The organism is Microbacterium sp. M, assembly GCF_045181065.1.
Taxonomy (GTDB): domain Bacteria; phylum Actinomycetota; class Actinomycetes; order Actinomycetales; family Microbacteriaceae; genus Microbacterium.
Map to the genome: position 1 here is coordinate 2,081,710 of NZ_CP173721.1, position 21,425 is coordinate 2,103,134.

Sequence of the window (21,425 nt, forward strand, 5' to 3'; positions counted from 1 at the left end):
CTAACCCTCACCTACGGGAGCCTGAACATCCGTCCCAGGTTCTACGCCCTCTACCAAGCTCTGGCCGTCGGCGCTTGCAACCACCGTGACTTGAATCTGGTCGCCGTCGGCCCTGATAACGGCAGCCGTGCCATCGCCGCGCGAGATCAAGGCTGCTGTCGGTACAATGACGCCGCTTAGCTCTTCTTGGAGAACGACACGACCACGCAAGCTTGCTCCGACGTCGTCGGCGGGAACGTTCGCACACTCTCCACCGCAGATCGCCTCTCCGGTGAGCGGCAAGATCGAGAGCCGGTAGCTTCCGGTCTCCGCGTCGGTCGAGATCAGATCAGCTTTCCCGCTCCATATCGTTCCAGTGGGCGACGTAATCTCGACGACCTGTCCGGCTTCGATCTTGCGCGCCTGGCTCTCAGTGACCGTTCCGACGAATTGCGCCGTCGGAGCCAATATCGCAAACGCTGCCTCGCCGCCGGCTACAACGTCACCAACCTGAAATTCATCAAGCACAGCTAGCCGCGTGGGAAGAGAATCGACGAAAATAACTCGCCCAAGGTCGACGACGCCAGTCGAGGGCTCGCCTGCGGCCTTCTGCCACTTTTTAATGGCCGACTCAGTGCCAGGGCCGAACATTCCATCGTCGGATCCGCTGAAGAAGCCGAGTCGCGATAGCAGACGCTGGAGCTGGGCGACGTCTTCACCTTTCGAACCTGGACCGATGGGGCGGTACATGGGTACGCGGCCTTCGGCGACGCTGATCGGTGTCAGATCAACTGTGTAGACGGTCTGTCCCTGTTGCACCTCTTCACCAGGGACAAAGTCGAGGGAAGTCACGGTCCCAGACCGACGGTTCACTGCTGTGCCCGATTCCGTCCAGGACGCTGCGACCGCAATGTCCAGGTATGAAGCGATGGAACCTTCCCTCACTTGGACAGTCGCCAGATCATTCTCGTCAACAACGTTCTCCGGAGGCGTGAAAACGGCTTGCGCCGCCCACCCTCCGGCGAAGATCGCCACCGAGGCCAGTAGTCCGAGCGTGACCCACAAGAATCTGTGGCTCGGACGGGTCCCGGTTTCGACCTCACTCATAGGACTGGAGGAGGCATCGGGCAAGCATCGAGGGCTTCATTGAACGACGCCTCATCGACCTGATCCCAAGGCAGCCACGCGTCGGAGTAGTAGGTTTCGGCGAACACTTGCCTCGAGGGAGCGTCGGAGATCTCGAAGCCCTCGCCGCGGAGGCACTCCGCTGCGTCGCGATACTGGTCATATAGTTCATCGAATTCGTCTGCCGTTAACGTTCGATTCGGGTCGTATCCGAGCTCCTCATAGCAGTCGAGGTCGTCCTGCTCCAGTTTGAGTTGCTCTTCGTCGCTGACGGTGTTGACGGAGAACTGCACCGATTCAGCGTCAACTTCAACCGTCCACCCCTTGTCTTCAAGGCAGTCAACACGAGCGTTCATGAGATCGACGGGCGTCGCGTACTCAGTCTGTGACTCATCGGGCGCGGCCTGCGGTGCTGCGCACGCGGTTACTGCTGCGACCGCAAGAAACGCGGTCGCAGCAGCAAGCACCCGAAATGGGCTTCCGGATCGCATCAGATGCAGTACCTCGTTGCGCTCTTGATCGAGGCGGTGTAGTTGCTCGAGGATTTGACGTATCCGTACGTCATGTTCCGTCGGAGCCAGTGGTGCGTGTCTGCCACGAAATACGACGCGGACGAACCAGCGAAGACGTTCATCGTGCCGTGAACGGAATCGTCGGTGAAGTGATTCACGGACCCGTAGGCGTTCGACTTGACGTGAATCTCGGGGAGCGGGAATGATCCCGATCCACAATTGAGTCCCGACAGGCCAACGCTGTAGGCGGCATTCGCCGGGGTCACCGTACCGCCAACCAGGAACGCCGCAGCGAGTGCCGCAATCGCCATCTTCACGATCCTGGCGCGCCGATTTCTTTCTTTTGTCACCATGTTCTCCTTCGAACCGAATTGCTTAGAGGCATCTTTACCTCTGGAGCATCACCGCTTGTGAGGCGCTGATGCCGTTACCGTGACACAACAATCGGAAAGTGTCAACAGGAAGTTTTGACCCATTTGAAACCATTATTGACACCTTGAATATACGCGGAAAAGCATGGCCAGGCATCACTGCGTGACCAGCCTATTTCCACTCAATTAGGTTTGGTCGCGCGGTTGCGATGGCACCGCACTAAGGCGCTTTTCGTGTGCACGCAGACCCTGAGAGACAGCCAGGCGAACAATGAGGTAGATGATGACACCAGCCACAATGGCAACCAGCAACCAACTCAACAAAAGGGAAAACAGGATGCCGTAGTCGAACTCCATCAGAACCCCTCACTCCAGAACGCTTTGTTCCTGGTTTATTCATCAGCCTCGACGTGGCTTCGTTTCGTCAGGCTAGCGCAACTTCCCACTGGAGCCAAGGCATCGATCGGCGATCTCACGAATCGATTGAATCCAGTCCCCCAAACGGGGGACACACTTCCGCAATTGTCCCCCATTCGGCCTACAGACAAAGCGCGCCGACTCGGTCAAGCTGGATGGTTGCCTCCCCAAATGGTTCGATCATGACCTCCGGTGGGTCGAGGCGGTACATGTTGGCGAGACAGTGGTGCGATCGTCATCGCCGCATTACTCAATACGGCCAGTAAGGATGTTGGCGGAACAGACCGAGGATGAGGAGATGCACCACCTCGTCGAGCACACCTTTGCCGAACGCCCGGTGACCGCGCACCAGTCAGTCCGGAGGTCGGGCAGCGCGGTGGTCATCCCGGGATTGTCTCATCCAGGCCCAGAGCTAGGCTGTAGCCATGACCGACCCGGGCGTCCTCGACAAGGCTGGTTCTTCGCTGTCGAGTGGGCTCCGCTGGCGTACAACGGCGATTGTCGGTGTCAGCATTCTCGTTCTAGGTGTCTTCCTCATCTGGGGTTTCACCGCGGGCTGGATCGCTGCGGTGCCACCGGTGCTGCAGGACTTCTTTCGCCTGCTGAAGCCATTCGCGCCCTACAGCACAGCCGTCGTGGCAGCGATCGCCGGCCTGATCGCCTGGCGCTCCCACAGCCATCGTCGACTCTCCGACAACAGAGCCGAGTGGTGGAGACGAACGCAGTACACGCTGGATCTCCTGATGAGCTCGGACGATCCCCTCAAGCGCAACACCGGGATGTCGTTGCTCGGGCACATCATCGCCGATCCCACCGCGACCCAGGCAGACGCTGCGTTGCTGAAGGACACGGTCAATGCCCTTGTGACGGACATCATCAACCAGCAAGCAACGAAGCTGGAGAGCGACACTGCGACACAGGCAGGTCGCAGAGGGTGGCGCTGGAGACGGCCTTGACGGAGCCGCGTAGACTGGAAGAAGCAGAATCCGTGTATGACTGGAATCAGGAGGAATCATGGCATTCGCAGACGCTCAGAAGCCGCGTGGCCGCTCCCTCCGCTCGAAGAAATTCACCGTGACTCTGAAATCTCGAGGCGACCAGACTGTCGAGGTCCACAACGAGAGCGATCGCCAGTTCCTCGAGCTTGCAGACAAGTTCGTAATCGCAGCCCAGAAGGTCGAAAACGATCCTTCTCGGAAGACGCCGAAGCTCAGCCTGGGCTGAGCACAGGCTAGGGCGTGTCTCCCTATCAGTGGTGGGGCTCGCGGCAGTCTGAGTGTGTGAGGTCGACGGGTTCGCGGTATCGGGTGTTCACGGACGAGCAGTGGGAGCGGATCGAGCCGTTGTTGCCGTCGAACGGTGGGCGGCGCGGTCACCCGTTCGGTGATAGCCGTCGCGTCGTCGAAGGCATCGCCTATCGGTTCCGCACCGGGATCCCGTGGCGCGATCTGCCACGGGAGGAGTTCGGTCCGTTGCAGACGGTCTGGAAGCGTCATCGCCGCTATGCCGGCGACGGGACCTGGGACCGGGTGTTCTCGCAGATCCTCGTCGAGGCGGACGCGGCGGGGAAGATCGACTGGGCCGTGTCCGTGGATGCCACGATCGCGCGTGTGCACCAGCACGCGACGAACACGACCCGTCCCGAGCAGGACACAGGGGGCGGGATCGAATCACAAGAATCTGCCCTGGCACGAGATTGAGCTGCCCGGCCACGGTATCGGGCGCTCGCGCGGCGGGTTGACGACGAAGATTCACCAGGCCGTCGACGGGCGGGGCCGCCCGCTGGCGATGGTCGTCACCGGCGGACAGCGCAACGACGGCGCGATGCTCACCGAAGTGCTCGCGGAGATACGCGTCGCCCGCCTCGTCTCGGGCCGCCCGCGCACGAGACCGGATGCCGTGATCGCCGATCGCGCCTACGCCACCGGTGTGATCCGCTCCGAACTGCGCCGCCGGGGCATCAAGGCGGTGATCCCTGACAAACGTGACCAGGCCGCGGCTCGCAAACGGCGTGGCAGTCGAGGCGGACGACCGCCAGGCTTGGACACCGATGCTTACCGCGGTCGCAACGTGATCGAGCGGTTCTTCGCGCTGGCGAAGCAATGGCGCGGCATCGCGACCAGGTACGACAAGCTGGCCATCACCTACCGCGCCGCGGCCACACTCTGCGCCATCCTCACCTGGATCCGACTGACGTGATCCACGCACTGGGCTCCGTCGATAGCATGTACGCATGCAGATGATCGGCGTGCTCGGCGGCATGAGCTGGGAGTCGTCGTTGGACTGGTATCGGCTCGCCAACGAAAAGGTCCGGCAAGAGCTTGGCGGCTTCCACTCCGCCCCCGTCCTGTTGGACTCGCTCGACTTCGCCGAGATCGAAGCGCTGCAAGCCTCCGGTGACTGGGAAGCAGCGGGCGCGGTCCTCGCCGCCCATGCGAAGGGTCTTGAAGCCGCCGGAGTAGGGCTCGTCGTCCTGTGCACGAACACGATGCACCTGGTCGCCGACCGGATCACCGACGCGATCCGCGTTCCGTTCCTGCACATCGCAGACACGACGGCAGAAGCGATCAGCGCAGCAGATCTGCGAACGGTCGGCCTGCTCGGGACCGCCTTCACGATGGAACAAGCCTTCTACCGTGAACGCCTCGCATTACACGGCATCACCGCCGTAATCCCGGACGCTGAGGATCGAGCGACGGTGCACAGCATCATCTACGACGAATTGGTGCAGGGCATCGTCACCGAAGAGTCACGACAGAGGTACCGCGACGTCATCGCGAACCTGGTCGCTGCCGGAGCCGAAGGAATCATCCTCGGATGCACCGAAATCGAGCTCCTCATCACGCAGCAGGACGCACCAGTACCGGTGTTCCCGACGACCGCGCTACACGTCGCGGCTGCTCTGAAAGCTGCAGGCCTCTGACAGCATTCCCGCAACCCCAACGTGAGCTCCGTGGCGCAGTCTTCACGACACAAGTCCGCCTAATGGGAGACACGCCCTAGCTCGGTATGCCTCAAGCACGGCATTTCGGTACGCGCCCTCGCGCGAAGACGTCCAACCCCTGAGCTGCCGCCCACTCTCGGATACTGCCGGACTCCGTCGTGCCCTGCTTTGAACGACCACGAGGCTTCGCTGTCCGCTGACCGACGCTGCGCTGGCCAGCGGAGATCTAGGGCTTGAGCGCCTCACGCAGTACCTCCGCGTTACGAAGCACAACTCGACCGAAACTCATAGCGCCTCTCTCACCGACGACCCCTTACAGAGGGTTGGTGGTCAGGCGGGAGCGATGAGTCCGGTCTCGTAAGCGGTGATGACGAGATGGGTTCGGTCGCGGGCGTGGAGCTTGGCGAGGAGGTTGCCGATGTGGGTCTTGACCGTCTTGATCGAGATGGTCAGTGTGGAGGCGATCTCGTCGTTCGAGAGCCCGCGTGCCACGAGCATGAGCACTTCGGTCTCGCGTTCGGTCAGCTGGTCCAGTCGTCGTTCGGGCGAGGGCGGACGGCTGGTGTAGTGCTCGATGAGTCTGGTCAGGATCGCTGGCGCGAACAGCGACTCTCCGCTGTGGGTGCGGCGGATCGCGTCGAGGAGCTGATCGGGTTGAGCATCCTTGAGGAGGAACCCGCTCGCCCCAGCGCGCAGCGCACCGTAGACATACTCGTCAAACTCGAACATACTCAGCACCAGCACACGACAACTAGACAGAGCTGGGTCGCCGATGATGGTGCGGGTCGCTTCGATTCCATCGCCGCCTGGCATCCGGATGTCCATCAGGACCACATCCGGGACGAGCTCGCGGGCGAGGCGGGAGACGTCCTCCCCCGTGCCGGCCTCTGCCGCGACGGTGAGGTCGGTTGTGCCGTTGATGAGGATGGCGAGGCTGTGTCGCAGCAGGGGTTGGTCATCGGCGATCAGTATGCGAACGCGAGGCCGAGCGATCTCGGCCGTCATATTTGCGCCAGGTCGGGAATTCGAGCGGTGACGTGAAATCCGTCGCCGTCAGGTTCGGCGTCGAGCGTGCCGCCGAGGGCGGTGACACGTTCGCGTAGTCCGTCAAGACCGTGCCCGGCTCCCGCCTGCGGCTGCCACGAGTTGCGCTGCCCGGAATCCTGCACCTCGACGAGCACAGTCGCCCCGTCGCGGCGCACGCTGACGCGAGCGCTGGTCGGGCCGGCGTGCCGGATCGTGTTGTGCAGAGCCTCGCGGACCACGGCACAGACGGTGAGCTGTGCCCCCGGCGAAACGTCGGTGAGCTCCTCGACGCCGAGTGTGGCGGTCAGGCCGGCGATGTTCGCGTCTTGCACGATCGCGGGAAGGTCATCGAGCGTATCGGCGGGCCGGAGCGGCGCGGCGTCGGGGTCGCGGAGGACGGTGAGCATGCGGCGCAGCTCGGTCGTGGTCTCACGGCTTACCCGTTCGATGTCGGTGAGCGCATCCGCACGCTCAGCGACACCGTCCGGACCGGTGACTGTGCGGGCGACGGCTGCGCGTACCGTGATGATGCCAAGTCCGTGCGAGACCAGATCGTGCAGGTCGGATGCGATGCGCAGCCGTTCGGTCTGCCTCGCCCGCTCCCCTGCCCACGACGCGAGCTCCTCCTCGTAGCGTCGGCGCTGACGACGAGTGCGATCAAACGCCCACCCGACGACCGACATCGCCACCGCGGCGGCGACCGCGACAGCCGCCCACGCCGATGCCGGGCGATCAACCCCCACGAACGAGAGAAGCCCGGCGACGACGACAAGAAGCACCGTGGCGGTGAGCCAAGCGCGGGAGCGCCACAGGGGCCGGTCGATGTCCATCCCGCAATTCTAGATTCGGGCCCTCACGCGGACATCGGACCTGGGTCTGAGAGACCTGAGGCCGAGCGCGACCCTGCTCAGGTCCGATGACGATGCGGAGAGAACCTGCTGACATGAAGGAATGCTGACAATCGACGGTCTCACCAAACAACACGGCTCACGAACCGTACTCTCCGACGTGACGTTCCGAGCGCTCCCCGGTCGGGTGACGGGGTTCCTGGGGCCGAACGGGGCGGGCAAGTCTTCGACGCTGCGGGTGTTGCTCGGCTTGGATCGTCCTATCGCAGGCGCGGCGCTCGTCGACGGGCGACCGTATCGGACGTTGAGCGACCCGCTGCGCACGGTCGGGTCGATGCTCGACGGCTCGGGAGCGCACCCTTCCCGCACTGCCCGCGATCACCTGGCCTGGGTCGCGTGCAGCAACGGCATCTCCACGCTCCGGGTGAAGGCTGTGCTCGAGCAGGTCGGTCTCGAAAGCGCCTCCCGCACTCGAGTCGGCAAGTTCTCCCTCGGCATGGGCCAACGCCTCGGCCTCGCCGCCGCGCTGCTCGGGGAACCCGGGGCGCTGGTGCTGGACGAGCCCGTGAACGGTCTGGATCCGGAGGGCATCCGCTGGATACGCGGGTTGCTTCGTGGCCACGCGGATGCCGGCGGTACGGTCTTGCTCTCCAGCCACCTCATGAGCGAGGTCGCCGAGATCGCCGATGACCTCGTCGTGATCGCCGACGGCCGAATCGTCAAGACCGGCACGGTCGCGGATGTGACCAGCGGATACGCAACATTGGAAGACGCCTTTTTCGGACTGACCGGCGACACGGCAGGACAGTCCCGATGAACCTCCTGCGCATAACCCTCACGGAACTGCGCAAAACCGCAGCCCTCCCCGGAGCACGGGCCGGAATGGCGGTGGCCGTTCTCGGGTCGGTGGCACTCACGGTCCTGAACGCGGTCACTGTCCGAAGCGCCGTCACATCCGGGCACCCGGAACGCGTCGCGGACGCCTCACCGTTCGAGACCGCATTCGCGATGATGCCCCTCGGAACGGTCGGCGCGGTCGTGATCGGCGTCATCGCGATGAGCAGCGAATACACCGCCGTCCGCACCGACGCCGGCGGTGGCAGACAGATCACCACCACCCTCACGGCCATCCCCGGACGACTTCGACTACTGACCGCCAAAGCACTATCGGTGATGGTGCTCGTCGCGACGATAGCGCTCGTCACGGTGCCGCTCAGTGTCCTCGTCGCGAACGTGATCATCGGTGACGCCGCGACAGAGATCGTTTCCCTCGCCCACGCGGTTCGCCGTTGGGCAGGAGGCGCGCTCTACTGGATTCTCATGGGCCTGATCGCGTTCGCGATCACTGTGCTCGCCCGCAGCGGGATCATCCCGCTCATCATCCTCATCGCCAACAGCTCTGTCGTGTCGGTCTCACTGCTGCTGACCAACCTCACCCCGGCCGCCCATTGGCTTCCCGACATGGCCGGCCGTAACCTCTTCGGTTTTCCCGCAGACTCCGTCGTCCCCGGAGGCCTCGACCCGACCCCCGGAGCCATCGTCATGGCCGGGTGGGCCCTCGCCCTTCTCATCGTCGCGGGCATTGTGTTCCGACGCAGGGACGCGTAGGCATCCGATGACACTCCCACACGTCATCTCCGCCGAGCTGATCAAACTCCGCACACTCCCCGTCATCACGGCAACCGTGTTCGCAACGATCGGCACCGCGATCACACTCTCCGCAGCGATCGCCGCATCCTCCACCGTTGCGATCAGTGCCGTGCAGGTGACCCGCGCGACCATCCCGTTCGTTCAGATCGGCGTCATCCTGCTCGGCGTGCTCTCGGTCGCCACCGAATATCAGGGTGGCCAGATCCGCACCACACTCACCGCAACACCCCGCAGGCTGACCTCCCTTGCCGGAAAAAGCCTCGCCTTCCTCGCAACCGCAGTGGTCACAAGCAGTGTTGCAGTCGGCGCAAGCTGGCTCGCGGCCACGATCACCCTGTCCGTTCGCCACCTCGCCACCGCGGGCGAAGCGAGTCTATGGCCGACGGTCGGCGCAGCCGTCTACCTCGCCCTCATCGGATCGCTCGCGTTCGCCTTGACCGTGCTGCTGCGCACACTCATCCCACCCCTGGTAACGATGCTCAGCCTCGTCCTCATCGTCTCGCCCCTCACCAGCGGCCTCACAGAGCACACACGCTGGCTCCCCGACAAAGCCGGCAGTCTGCTCTACCTCACCGACACAGATGAGGTGCTCGACGCAGGAACCGGCACGCTCATCCTCCTCACATGGATCACCGTCGTAAGCATCGCAGCAATCACAGCATTCACGCGACGCGACGCATGAGCTCACACTCGCAGACCAACACGCTGCCCCGTCTACGGCAAAACGTGCACGAGTTCAGCTCCCACGGCATCGGCACGAAGAAAGAACTCAACTTGTGCGGGCGGTCCGGTGAACCTTCGGGATGCCATTTCGGCCGAGCAGACACTCCCAGCGAGAACGGGCGTGCGTCGAGGCGGCACTATCTCGACGGACTCCCTCCAGCGAGCTCTGGCTGATCCATCTCACCGCCCAGTCCACTTCAAGGGAGGCCTCGCCCATCTCCTCGACTGGGAGCAGCGCGCCGGCGTACGCATTCGCAAACCGATCAATAGTCACCTGTGCCCGCTTCGCGCCGGCGGCTCGCGTGCGCCATGGACCTCATCTCGTCACGCGACACCCGCCCGTATCCATGCCCTGATAAGAGCCATTACCAGGAACCAGTGAGGGGAAAGGGAATCCCCTCGTGTACCCATCACGATCACGCTGATCAGAGGCGTCCGGTGACTTGGCTGGACGACCGGTGCACTGTGTTGGTGACTGCACAGCGCAGCGGTCGCTCGGTGTGCGCCGACCTGCTCGGCGAGGAACTGGCATGAAGGACCGTATCGAACTCGTCGGGCTTGCCCGCGTTCACCTCGTGCGCTCGCCAGCCGCTTGCAGATGTGCCTCTACGAATACTTGGTTTGGGAGCGTCTCGATTGTGATGCGCAGCCGGTCTTGATCGTCCCGTGTAAGTGCCGCGACTTCGCTATCGAGGCTTCCTACGATGAGCATTCGCATTCCCCCTGGACGTTGCACGAGCGTGACGTTCAGAGTGCTCTTCTCGGGGCTGGCCGCGATGCAGTCGAGCATGAGATGACCGAGCGCATCTGCATCGTCGGCGTCGTCGATCTGGGTGCGTTCGGCCTGTAACTCGAGCTGGATCTGCCGTGCCCGCGCCTCGGCGAGAGCGAGGGCGAACCATTGGCTCATGAGCGTCGAAGACTGCGAAAGAACACCGACCTGACGGAGGAAGGCCTCCTCTTCTCCGCAGCGCCGGCGAGCCTCCGGGTCGTTAGGTGAGATCACCCCGTCGGCGATGTCCTGCAGCAACTCGATCGAACCCCGCAGGCCGGATGCGCTCCATTGCATCTGCACCTCGGCTGCGGACTCGTGAGCGGCAGCGTCTCGCATCGCCCGTTCCAGGCTCACTTGCGATTCGGCCATCTCCACCTCGATGGAGCGGAACTTGCGCAGGAGGACGAACCACATCGTCAATAGCGCAGCTGTGGGAGCTTCGAGCAGAACCACTTCCAGGTAGCGACTCGGGTCGGCACCGATGACGCTCGTCCCGATGACAAACATGCTCGCGCCCTGTATCCCGACGGCGAAGAAGAAGGGGGTGAAGGTTCGGCTGGATGCGTGAATCAAGACCGGCAGGACGGTCAATGCTACCGCCTGGAACAGGTAGGGGGCATCGTTTCCGTAGCCGACGGACGCAAGCGCGCACCAATTGACTGCGGGAACAGCAGTGAACATCAGTGCAATCAGCCAGCGGGGAGACGAACCGTCGTTTCGGGTCGTAATCCAGCTGGCACCGGCGAAAAAGAGAAGAGCGGCGAGGAGCAGGTAAGCGAGAAGGCTGTCGCTGCGTGGACTGAAGGCTTCGAGTGAGACGCCGATGGCGATCGCGTGAAGCGCCCAAGCGATCGACATCTTTCGAGCGAAACGGCCCAACGGTTGAGTGGTGGTGCTCGGGTCTGCGGCGTCGGTCGGGGTACTCAGCGGGTAGGTGAGCCGGACGGTTGTCCCTTCTCCGATCGCCGATTCGAGTGCAACGCTGATGCCGTTGGCCTCGCCTCGCGCGACGATCGATTCGGCGATTCCACGCTCGTCTACGGTAGTCCGGTCGAACCCACGGCCATCGTCGGAGATCGCCACCCGCAGCTCATCGTTGACGTACTGGATGTCGACGACGACGTGGTCGGAACCGGAGTGTTTCGTGGCGTTGAGGACCGCTTCGGATGCGCACCCGTAGAACCCGTCGAGCACCGCTACGGGGAGTAGCGCCTGGAAGCGCCGGAGATCATCTCCTGACAGCCCCGTCCAGTGCACGGGAAGGCCGATGTGATCGAGGTCCGTCAGGCTGAGCCTGGTGCGCTGTCCAGTGGTTGTGTTGCACTGGAAGGTGCGGATGCGTTCCAGATCCCGTCGGCACCGCTCCTGCGCGTCCTCGGGGCTGGTTCCGTGAGGCTGCTCGCGTGCCAGCGCTCCGAAGGTGTTCACGATGGTGTCGTGGAGCACCCTGACGTACTCCGCGGTGGCTTCCTTCGATGCCTGTTGACGCACAGCACGCGCTTCTTCGTCGATAACGGCCTTCTTTTGCCGGTCGAGGGATCCGGCGATACGACGCAGGAAGGCGATGAAGACCGCAGCGTTGACGACCAGGATGGCATTTGTGACCAGCGATGCGGTCAGCACGGATCGATCCCATCCCGGATGGGCAAGAACGATCAGGCCTGCGTAAATAACTGTCAGAAGCCCGGACGTGATGACCGGCCAGATGCCTGGCCAGAGCATGATCGGGAGGATGACCGTCCACGCGGTCAAGGGGATCAGAGCCCCGAGGAGCGGATCGTTCGGATTCACCGCGACGACGTAGTAGAACCCCAGGGCCAGGTAGTACGTGAAGATCAGGATCCATGTGTGCTCCCGCCACGCCAGGACAACGAGGGCTGCGGCCGCGACGGCAGCGGCGACGAGCAGAGCTGTGGTCTGCGGCACGGCGATGGCGGAAGCGAAAGCTGCAACCAGCAAGATCATCTGTACGAGGACGAGGCCGATGAGTTGGGCGCGGCGCATCGCACGGGCCAGGCTCGAGCCGATCCAGTTCTCGTGATCGCTGTGGCGGCCCACGCGCGGCGCACGAGGCTGCGCGAGCGGGTCGCCCGATCGTTCGGTGACTACTGTCATGAGGCGATCCTCTCAGGGTGGCTAACGGTAGGTGGCCCGCTCGGTGAGGGGATCCCCGAGCGGGCCATTGTGACGGCGAATCGGGTCGCCGTCACGGACACCTGACCCGCTCAGGAGAGCGGGCCAGGTGCACGGACGGGATTCGGCACGAGCGGGAAGGAGGGGGCGCTGTGCCGAATCCCGGTCTGTCAGCTCACCGTCGTGCGACGGCGGCGAGTGAGCAGCAGGATGCCACCTCCCGCGACCAGCAGCAGCGCGAGGACCGGGATGCCCCAGGCCAACTCGGCACCGGTGACGGCGAGCGAACCGACCGTGATCCGCTCATCATCCCCTGCCTGGACAGGGTCACCGCTCGGCGGGTCACCCGTTACCGAGGCGTGGTTGTCCACGTGCCCGCGATCACGATCTGCACCCGTGACGGTGTAGTTCGCGGACGCGGTGACGGACTCGCCCGGAGCAAGAACTCCGGCCGCGCTCGGCCACGGACCGTACGTGATCTTCGACAGGCCCTGGAGCTTGTCGGTGATCTCGACACCGGTGAGGGTGACGGTGCCGGTGTTGGTGACCACGAACGTGTAGCTGATCGTGTCTCCGTCGAGCTTCCCGGTTTTGACGATGTCGATGGCGGCGTGCTGCGGCAGCGGCGTCGTCACCTCGTCATCGTCCTGAACGGGGTCACCCGTGGGCGGGTTGCCGGTCACGAGCGCGTGGTTGTCCACGCTCCCTGCATCGACGTCCGCCTGCGTCAGCGTGTAGCTCGCCGTCGCGGTCACGGACTCCCCCGGTGTAAGCACTCCGGCATCGCCCGGCCACGTGTAGACGATCTCCGAGAGGCCTTCCAGCTCATCGCTGATCGACACACCCGTGAGCGTCACATTGCCCGTGTTCGTTGCCGTGAAGGAGTACGTCACCTGATCGCCCGCAACCGAACCAGCACCCTTGTCGAGGCTGCTGGTCTTGCGCAGATCGATCGCCGGACCGGGTGCAACAGGGACGGTCACGTCATCCTCGTCGGTGACAGGGTCTCCCGAGGGCGGGTTGCCCGTCACCGTCGCGGTGTTATCCACGCCACCGGCGTCGACATCAGCCTGCGTCAGGACGTAGGTCGCCGTCGCCGTAACCTGCTCCCCCGGTGCGAGAACACCCGGATCAGCCGGCCACGTGCCGAACGCGATGTCGGACAAGCCTTCCAGCATGTCGTCGATCGTGACACCGGTGAGGGTGACGTTGCCGGTGTTAGCGACCGTGAACTGGTAGATCACGATGTCGCCAGCCACGCCTTCGCCGTCAAGCGTCCCGGTCTTGACCAGGTCGATCACCGGCAGTTGCGGGAGCGGCACATCGTGCTCGTCCCCGTCGTCTACCGGGTCTCCCATGGGCGGGTTTCCGGTCACGGTCGCGGCGTTGTGCACCGTGCCCGCGTCGATGTCTGCCTGCGTGAGCGCATAGGTCGCCGTCGCGGCGACCTGCTCCCCCGGAGCGAGCACGCCTGCCTCGCCCGGCCACGTGTAGACGATCTCTGACAGGCCTGCCAGCTCATCGCTGATCGACACGTCGGTGAGCGTCACGTTGCCCGTGTTAGTTGCCGTGAAGGTGTACTCGATGAGGTCGCCTGGCACGACGGTTGCGCTTTCCTCGAGACCGCCGGTCTTGACCAGTTCGATCGCGGGTGCGGGATCGACCGAGATGATCTCGACGTCCTCGTCCGTGACAGGGTCACCCGAAGGCGGGTTGCCCGTCGTGGTTGCGGTGTTCTCGACCTGGCCGGTGTTCACGTCCGCCTGTGTCAGGGTGTATGTCGCCGTAGCGGTGACCTGCTCCCCGGGCTGCAGAGTGCCCGCGGCACCCGGCCATGCGCCGTAGGCGATGTCCGAGAGACCTTCGAGCTCATCCGTGATCGACACGTCGTTGAGGGTGACGGTGCCGGTGTTGGTCGCGGTGAACGTGTAGGTCACCACGTCGCCCACGCGACCCGTCGCGCCGTCCTCGAGCGTCCCAGTCTTCACCAGGTCGATCGAAGAAGCGGAGTCGACGGGCACGGTGACATCGTCCTCATCCTGAACCGGGTCACCCGCGGGCGGATTTCCGGTGGTCGTCGCCGTGTTGTCGACGCCGCCGGCGTTCACGTCAGCCTGTGTCAGGACGTAGGTCGCCGTCGCGGTGACAGACTCACCCGGCTCCAGGACGCCAGTCTCGCCAGGCCACTGACCAAATGTGATCTCCGAGAGACCAGCCAGCTCATCAGCCACAGTGACGTCAGTCAGTGTGACGCCACCGCGGTTGGTGACCGTGAACGCATAGTTCACGACGTCGCCCGCGATTCCAGTGCCGTCGAGTACGCCGGTCTTGACCAGCTCGATGGCCGGAGCCGAATCGACCGGAACGGTGACCTCGTCCTCGTCCGTAACCGGGTCGCCGTTGGGCGGGTTGCCCGTCACCGTGACCGTGTTCTCGACGCCGCCGGCGTTCACGTCCGCCTGGGTCAGCGCGTACGTCGCCGTCGCCGTGACAGACTCGCCCGGCTGCAGCGTGCCTGCGGCACCGGGCCAGGTGCCGTAGGTGATCTCCGACAGGCCCTCGAGCTCGTCGGCGAGAGCGACGTCGGTAAGCGTCACCGCTCCCGTGTTCGTGATGGTGAACTCGTACTCGACGACATCACCGGCACGTCCGGTCGCGCCGTCTTCGAGGGCACCGGTCTTGACGACCTCGATGCGGGCGTCCTGCGGAAGAGGAACGGTCTCATCGTCCGTGTCCGAAACATCCTCGCCCGCAGGCGGGATTCCCGTCGCCGTGGCGGTGTTGTCCACCCGTCCGGTGTTCACGTCGCTCTGCGTCACGACGTACGTTGCCGTTGCAGTGACCTGCTCCCCCGGAGCCAGCGTCCCCGGCTCGCCCGGCCACTGGCCATAGGTGAGCCCCGACAAGCCGTCGAGCTCGTCGGCGACCGAAACGTCGGCGAGTGTGACGTTGCCGGTGTTGGTGACGGTGAAGGTGTATTCGATGGTGTCCCCGGCCGCGCCGGTGTCGCCGTCAGCGAGAGCGCCGGTCTTGACCAGAGCGATCGCTGGGTCATCCGGGAGCGTCACGTCGGCGGTGTCGTCGTCCGTGACCGGAGGACCGGTCGGCGGGTTGCCGGACACGGTTGCCGAGTTCTGGATGATCCGGTTATCGCGGTCGGACTCGGTGACCTGATAGGTCGCCGTCGCCGTCACCGACTGTCCCGGCTCCAACACACCGGGCTCGCCCGGCCAGGAATAGTCCAGACCGGACAGACCCGGCTTCGGGTCGTCGATGACGACGTCCGTAAGCGTCTGGTCGCCGGTGTTCGTCGCGGTGAACTCGTATTCGACGGTGTCGCCGATCGCACCGGTCGCCCCGTCCGCGAGGTTCGCGGTCTTTACGAGCTCGATCGCAGGTGCAGCGGCGACCGCGCAGTTCTCCTCGACAAGTGCGAGCAACACATCGGCAAGGCCCTCGAAGTTGGTCGACAAGTAGTCGCTACCCTCGGTCGGACCGGAGATCTGCGACATGTGCTCACGGAACTCGTCCATGTTCGTAATGTTGTCGGTCAGGCCGACACCCACCACGCGCGTACCCGAGGCCTTCAGAGCGTTCGCGGAGTTCACCGCTGCCGTGATCGTGGCGGTGTTCGTTGAGTTGCCCGGGCCTGCGGCCGGACTGCCGTACTGGGTCGGGTTGCCATCCGTGACGAACAGCAGCGCGTCATAGGACTCACCGGCAGCGTCTACAGCGGTGAACGCGCGGTCCCAGTTCGTCCCACCCTGTGCGGACGCGGGACGCTGGATGCCCTGCACCCAGTTGGAGACCGATGCGACGCCCGCGTCATCGAGAGCCGTCAGCGACAGCGGCGCGTTGCTCGCAGCGCCGGTGGCCGGTGCATTGGACGCGAAGTTGTGCAGCGACACACGCACGGGGTAGGCACTCAGCGTCTGGGCGAGCTCGGCCACGCCGTCGCGCATCTGCTGCAGCTGCGTGTCGTCCACGGAGTTGGACAGATCCAGGCTCAGTGCCAGGTCCAGTTCGCACTGCGCGGGCATCGCCGGGTTCGGGGCCGGTGGAGTCGACGACTCCACGGCGTTCGCCGCCCCTGCGGCACCGAACGTCATCAGCGAAGCGACGATCGCAGCAGCGAGAGACTTCTTCCCCCGGCTGCCGAATACGCGCCGGCTCCGAGCGGTCGTCACCCCCTCGGAGTGATCTGGGCCGCGAAGGCTCCATCTATTCTTGTCTTGCACGTGATTCCTCTCCCTGACCGCGAGGCTCTCCGAGCCTCGCGACATCGATCGATACGAGGGATGCGCGCATATCACGGCATGACAACGCAGGGCACTCCAGACGCATAGCGCTGAACCGCCGGCGACGCGCAACACCACCAACCTCGACGGCGAGGGTGTCACGCAGCCTCCCTCATACTCGAGCTAAGTCGGATCGAAAGACCCCGAGGCCACCGCGCCCAGGTTGACCCCCGCATGTGGTCAGGCTGGTACGAAATGACCACCGGCGGAGGTCAAGCGACAAGAACGGTTTGGAGAAGCCTTCCGCAGCTGTCTGACGTGCTTCTCGCCCAGCGCGCCTGGGACTCGAGTATGGATCTAGGACGGTATGAGTCTGCTCGACGCCGATGAGGGGTCCGAGGCCTGGCACTGTGCGATTGTGCATGCGAATCGGTCCCAGCGATGTTCACTGCAGACGCTGTGGGTCCGACATCGAACGATGCCGGACCCACAGGGTATTGCGATCTAGAGCCGCTCAGCTCTCAGAACGTGCTCGGCGCGTCCGGAGGAGCAACAGTCCGAGGGCGAGCAGGATCCCGGAGGCACCAATGGCAACCAGCGGCACCGTTGCTCCGGTCTCGGGGAGCTGCCCCGTGACCGGATCGGACGGCGTCGCGGGCTGGTTGGGCCCCGTCGGCTGCGAGGGCTGCGAGGGCTCCGTGGGCTCCGTCGGGGTGACGGGTGCTTCCTCGACGGTGACGGTCTGAGCGGCATCGTTGATGTCCTCGTGGACGGCGACCGGGTCGCCCGTCACATCACCCTCGAAAAGACGCTCGAACGCGACCAGGGTGTCACCGGCGAACCCCTCGGGAACCACGAACGACACATCGACACTGCCATCAGCCTCAGCCGGGGTGAACGTCGTGGACCCGGTAATGCCCGTCGCTGAACCATCCGCCTTCAGGAACAGCTCGCCCGTCAGGGTGTACTCGGTCCCCGGGGTCAGATTCCGGAACGCAACCGTATCCGTCACCGTGCCACCGTTCCACGGCAGCACACGGTCGCCGTCAGCGGAGTCGACCAACGATGTCCCGATCGCAGGAACCGGAGCAACCGGTGCCTCTTCGATGGTGACGGTCTGAGCCGCGTCGTTGATGTCTTCGTGGACGGCGACGGGATCGCCGGTGGTGTCGCCCACGTAGAGACGCTCGAACGCCACCAAGATGTCACCGGCGAACCCTTCGGGGATCACGAACGACACATCGACACTGCCGTCGGCGGTGTCTGGGGTGAAGGTCGTGGATCCGGTGATACCGGTGGTCGATCCGTCCGCCTTAAGGATGAGTTCACCGGTGAGGGTGTACTCGGTCCCCGGGGTCAGATTCCGGAACGCAACCGTATCCGTCACCGTGCCACCGTTCCACGGCAGCACACGGTCGCCGTCAGCGGAGTCGACCAACGACGTCCCAATCGCAGGAACCGCAGCAACCGGTGCCTCCTCAACAGTCACCGTCTGAGCGGCATCGTTGATGTCCTCGTGGACGGCGACCGGGTCGCCCGTCACATCACCCTCGAAAAGACGCTCGAACGCGACCAGGGTGTCACCGGCGAACCCCTCGGGAACCACGAACGACACATCGACACTGCCATCAGCCTCAGCCGGGGTGAACGTCGTGGACCCGGTAATGCCCGTCGCTGAACCATCCGCCTTCAGGAACAGCTCGCCCGTCAGGGTGTACTCGGTCCCCGGGGTCAGGTTCTGGTACGCGACCGTGTCAATCACGGTGCCGCCGTTCCAGGAGAGCACCCGGTCGCCGTCAGCGGAGTCGACCAACGATGTCCCGATCGCAGGAACCGGAGCAACCGGTGCCTCTTCGATGGTGACGGTCTGAGCCGCGTCGTTGATGTCTTCGTGGACGGCGACGGGATCGCCGGTGGTGTCGCCCACGTAGAGACGCTCGAACGCCACCAAGATGTCACCGGCGAACCCTTCGGGGATCACGAACGACACATCGACACTGCCGTCGGCGGTGTCTGGGGTGAAGGTCGTGGATCCGGTGATACCGGTGGTCGATCCGTCCGCCTTAAGGATGAGTTCACCGGTGAGGGTGTACTCGGTCCCCGGGGTCAGATTCCGGAACGCAACCGTATCCGTCACCGTGCCACCGTTCCACGGCAGCACACGGTCGCCGTCAGCGGAGTCGACCAACGACGTCCCAATCGCAGGAACCGCAGCAACCGGTGCCTCCTCAACAGTCACCGTCTGAGCGGCATCGTTGATGTCCTCGTGGACGGCGACCGGGTCGCCCGTCACATCACCCTCGAAAAGACGCTCGAACGCGACCAGGGTGTCACCGGCGAACCCCTCGGGAACCACGAACGACACATCGACACTGCCATCAGCCTCAGCCGGGGTGAACGTCGTGGACCCGGTAATGCCCGTCGCTGAACCATCCGCCTTCAGGAACAGCTCGCCCGTCAGGGTGTACTCGGTCCCCGGGGTCAGATTCCGGAACGCAACCGTATCCGTCACCGTGCCACCGTTCCACGGCAGCACACGGTCGCCGTCAGCGGAGTCGACCAACGATGTCCCGATCGCAGGAACCGCAGCGAGCGCTGTCCATTCCGCGGTGGCCTGCGCCGTCGTCGTCGTGTCATGCGGAGTGACCAAGACAATGGTCTGCGCGTGATCGGCTGCCGTCGGCGTCCCGCCCGGGGCGGTAGGGACGGAGATGACGCTCCCCGTGTTGCTCGACCCCGTGGCGCTAACGGTGATGGTGGCGGAGCCTGCCGTGCTCGTGCCGCGCAGGTCGAGGTAGACCTCCTGCCCATCGACCACGGCGTCCGTGTCGATCGGGGTCCCGGCCGCGTCGGTGATCGCCACATCCGGGTCGCTGACCACAGAGGCGGTCGGCTGGTTCGTAGCGACGACGAACGGTCCCACCAACGAGTCGGCCGTTTGCGGCGCGGTCGGCGCTTCAACGGAAGCGGTCACTTCAAGATCTTCGGGGTTGAGGCCCGAAGACGCGTTCGCACCGTTGACCAGATACCAGTAGGCGGCCTCAGAATCCGGTGTCTCAAAGGCCCAGCTTGCATCGAACGTGAGATCGGTGTACCGCCAGATCGCGTACTGGGTCGCCTCGATCGCATCGTTGCGGGAGATGTCCGGAACCCCGACTGCAGCGCCGAACTCCTCGAGGGAGAGCGCAGGATAGCTGTTGGCGAGCACCCACAGGACCTTGCCCTGAACCGCGGGATCCGTGAAGTAGTTGCTGCCGAGATAGTCGCCCAGATCACCAACCTGTCCGGTGAGGCCGGTCTCCGCTGAGACCTGGTTCTCCAGGCAATACGCCCAGTAGAGAGGGTCCCCATCCTGTGCATCTCCGGGCCACAGGGGGAAGATTCCCGTCCCCGAATAGCCCTCTTTGTCGCCGATGTAGACGGTATCCCCCGTCTGCAGATCCACCGCCGGCGCGGCTGTCGCAGCCGTCGGCGCAGCAAGTGCGCCCAGCGCGACCGCTGTTGCGGCAATCCAGGCCCCGGCTCGGGCCACTCCCCATCGTTTGCTGTTGTAGGTCACATCACGGCCTTTGTTTCGTTACTGCTCGACTATGAGATCTGGAATCGCATAGGAGCCCCCTGCTCCCCTGCGCACTAGATGAGACTCGATGCCGCACAACTTATTACGCCAAACCGCTCGCCCGGCGGAAAGGGACCCGGAGCTGGCGAACTGGCAGTAACGTCGTGACGCACCACATGTGCCCTCAGATGGTAGCGAGGACCGAGAGCCTCGAGCGTCTCGTCGACATGAACCTGGGCAACCGAGATACGAAATGACCCCCAGGAGAGGTCACCGTGGGTCTCGGAGAGCCAAGACGTATAGTCCTTCCGCTACCCGGAGACTCCGGTCACGCTTGGTCCTGACCCACGAGGTACCCGTCGCGCGCAGCAGCTCTGCTCAGCTCGTGACGTGATGCCACTGGACGATTGACCGCAGCGTACTTCTCCCGCACACGCTGCAAGTACTTCTTCGCAGTGCCGGGCTTGACACCGATCGACGCGGCGACGGATTCGATCGAGAGGCCTGAAGCATAAAGCACCAGCGCGCGCTCCTCCTGATCGCTGAGCCTGGGTTGATCCGGATCGTGCGCGATCAGCACTGCGAGCTCGGGAGACACCCAAGACTGCCCCGCGAGAACCGCGCGCAAAGCGGCGACAATGCTCGTCTCGTTGTCGCGCTTGCCGATCACACCGCTAACCCCGAAATGAACCATCTGCCTCGCGAGCGGCGGCGACGCCAGCGCTGAGAACAGAACGACCCGCATGCCAGATGCCACCAACCGCTTTACCGTCTCAGGGCGCGCGTTCGGTCCCCGCTCGACCATCAGATCGAGCAGGACAAGGCCCGGTCTAGCAAGCCGATCGCATGTCTGTAGCCAGGTCATAAACGACGGCAGGTCCTCACCGTCGTACACAACAGTCATATCCGGCTGTGCATTGACCAGCGCCGTCGCATACCTGCGCTGCAACAGATGGTCCTCAACAATCGCAACACGATGCATACCTCCCCCTTACCTCGGCCGCTGCAACGTCGAGCAGTTGGCCTTATCCCCAGTGAGTTCCGTCTGCGCGAAATCCAGCCCACACGGAAACGCGCATCTCCAGCATAGGATCAGTTAGACCTGATAGAACTGCGGCCGAAAGA

Annotated in this window: 18 protein-coding genes; 7 read left to right on the forward strand and 11 right to left on the reverse strand. The window is 64.2% G+C overall.

Annotated elements, in window-relative coordinates; translation table 11 throughout:
• The 4 genes from ACI7YT_RS10080 to ACI7YT_RS10095 form a co-directional block, all read right to left on the reverse strand.
• Positions 1–1,086: a peptidoglycan-binding protein gene (locus ACI7YT_RS10080; protein ID WP_406245402.1), complete on the reverse strand. Its 1,086-nt coding sequence runs from the start codon at positions 1,084–1,086 to the stop codon at positions 1–3.
• Positions 1,083–1,571: a hypothetical protein gene (locus ACI7YT_RS10085; protein WP_406245403.1), complete on the reverse strand. Its 489-nt coding sequence runs from the start codon at positions 1,569–1,571 to the stop codon at positions 1,083–1,085. Before ACI7YT_RS10085 ends, ACI7YT_RS10080 begins: the two co-directional genes overlap by 4 nt.
• A 23-nt stretch (positions 1,572–1,594) precedes the next feature.
• Positions 1,595–1,966, reverse strand: coding sequence for a hypothetical protein (locus ACI7YT_RS10090; protein ID WP_406245404.1), 372 nt, complete (start codon positions 1,964–1,966; stop codon positions 1,595–1,597).
• 207 nt (positions 1,967–2,173) lie between these two features.
• Positions 2,174–2,344 carry a hypothetical protein gene (locus ACI7YT_RS10095; RefSeq protein WP_406245405.1) on the reverse strand — a complete coding sequence of 57 codons (171 nt, stop codon included), beginning with the start codon at positions 2,342–2,344 and terminating at the stop codon, positions 2,174–2,176.
• Positions 2,345–2,829: 485 nt separating this feature from the next.
• On the opposite strand from ACI7YT_RS10095, the gene ACI7YT_RS10100 reads away from it, so the two are divergent.
• From ACI7YT_RS10100 to ACI7YT_RS10115, 4 genes are all read left to right on the forward strand, one after another.
• Entirely contained in the window at positions 2,830–3,360 is a 531-nt protein-coding gene (locus ACI7YT_RS10100) for a hypothetical protein (RefSeq protein WP_406245406.1), read from the forward strand.
• A 58-nt stretch (positions 3,361–3,418) separates the two neighbouring features.
• Positions 3,419–3,628 carry a hypothetical protein gene (locus ACI7YT_RS10105; protein ID WP_406245407.1) on the forward strand — a complete coding sequence of 70 codons (210 nt, stop codon included), beginning with the start codon at positions 3,419–3,421 and terminating at the stop codon, positions 3,626–3,628.
• 56 nt (positions 3,629–3,684) lie between these two features.
• Positions 3,685–4,603, forward strand: a protein-coding gene (locus ACI7YT_RS10110) for an IS5 family transposase (RefSeq protein WP_406245408.1) whose coding sequence is annotated in 2 segments (ribosomal slippage) — positions 3,685–4,059 and positions 4,061–4,603 — 918 coding nt in all. Because the reading frame shifts where the segments join, the coding sequence is not laid out codon by codon here.
• A 34-nt stretch (positions 4,604–4,637) separates the two neighbouring features.
• The gene (locus ACI7YT_RS10115; protein ID WP_406245409.1) at positions 4,638–5,327 is read left to right on the forward strand and encodes an aspartate/glutamate racemase family protein; all 690 of its coding nucleotides are present in this window, start codon (positions 4,638–4,640) and stop codon (positions 5,325–5,327) included.
• Between the two features lie 91 nt (positions 5,328–5,418).
• On the opposite strand, the gene ACI7YT_RS10120 is transcribed toward ACI7YT_RS10115, so the two are convergent.
• The 3 genes from ACI7YT_RS10120 to ACI7YT_RS10130 all read right to left on the reverse strand — a co-directional run bounded on the left by ACI7YT_RS10120 (position 5,419) and on the right by ACI7YT_RS10130 (position 7,204).
• Positions 5,419–5,574, reverse strand: a complete 156-nt coding sequence (locus ACI7YT_RS10120) for a histone-like nucleoid-structuring protein Lsr2 (RefSeq protein ID WP_406250563.1) — start codon at positions 5,572–5,574, stop codon at positions 5,419–5,421.
• 104 nt (positions 5,575–5,678) lie between these two features.
• Positions 5,679–6,353, reverse strand: a complete 675-nt coding sequence (locus tag ACI7YT_RS10125; protein ID WP_406245410.1) for a response regulator — start codon at positions 6,351–6,353, stop codon at positions 5,679–5,681.
• On the reverse strand, positions 6,350–7,204 hold the full coding sequence (locus ACI7YT_RS10130) for a sensor histidine kinase (protein ID WP_406245411.1): 855 nt from the start codon (positions 7,202–7,204) through the stop codon (positions 6,350–6,352). Before ACI7YT_RS10130 ends, ACI7YT_RS10125 begins: the two co-directional genes overlap by 4 nt.
• A 178-nt stretch (positions 7,205–7,382) precedes the next feature.
• On the opposite strand from ACI7YT_RS10130, the gene ACI7YT_RS10135 reads away from it, so the two are divergent.
• Genes ACI7YT_RS10135 through ACI7YT_RS10145 form a run of 3 tightly spaced genes read left to right on the forward strand, consistent with a single transcriptional unit; the run spans position 7,383 to position 9,554 of the window.
• Positions 7,383–8,039: an ABC transporter ATP-binding protein gene (locus ACI7YT_RS10135; RefSeq protein WP_406245412.1), complete on the forward strand. Its 657-nt coding sequence runs from the start codon at positions 7,383–7,385 to the stop codon at positions 8,037–8,039.
• Positions 8,036–8,830: an ABC transporter permease gene (locus ACI7YT_RS10140; RefSeq protein WP_406245413.1), complete on the forward strand. Its 795-nt coding sequence runs from the start codon at positions 8,036–8,038 to the stop codon at positions 8,828–8,830. Before ACI7YT_RS10135 ends, ACI7YT_RS10140 begins: the two co-directional genes overlap by 4 nt.
• A gap of 7 nt (positions 8,831–8,837) precedes the next feature.
• On the forward strand, positions 8,838–9,554 hold the full coding sequence (locus ACI7YT_RS10145; protein ID WP_406245414.1) for a hypothetical protein: 717 nt from the start codon (positions 8,838–8,840) through the stop codon (positions 9,552–9,554).
• Positions 9,555–10,163: 609 nt separating this feature from the next.
• On the opposite strand, the gene ACI7YT_RS10150 is transcribed toward ACI7YT_RS10145, so the two are convergent.
• The 4 genes from ACI7YT_RS10150 to ACI7YT_RS10165 form a co-directional block, all read right to left on the reverse strand.
• Entirely contained in the window at positions 10,164–12,485 is a 2,322-nt protein-coding gene (locus ACI7YT_RS10150) for a sensor histidine kinase (RefSeq protein WP_406245415.1), read from the reverse strand.
• A gap of 188 nt (positions 12,486–12,673) precedes the next feature.
• On the reverse strand, positions 12,674–16,690 hold the full coding sequence (locus ACI7YT_RS10155) for a hypothetical protein (protein WP_406245416.1): 4,017 nt from the start codon (positions 16,688–16,690) through the stop codon (positions 12,674–12,676).
• A gap of 565 nt (positions 16,691–17,255) precedes the next feature.
• Positions 17,256–20,273, reverse strand: a complete 3,018-nt coding sequence (locus ACI7YT_RS10160) for a VaFE repeat-containing surface-anchored protein (RefSeq protein ID WP_406245417.1) — start codon at positions 20,271–20,273, stop codon at positions 17,256–17,258.
• A gap of 355 nt (positions 20,274–20,628) precedes the next feature.
• Positions 20,629–21,282, reverse strand: coding sequence for a sigma factor-like helix-turn-helix DNA-binding protein (locus ACI7YT_RS10165; RefSeq protein ID WP_406245418.1), 654 nt, complete (start codon positions 21,280–21,282; stop codon positions 20,629–20,631).
• Positions 21,283–21,425: the final 143 nt, after the last annotated feature.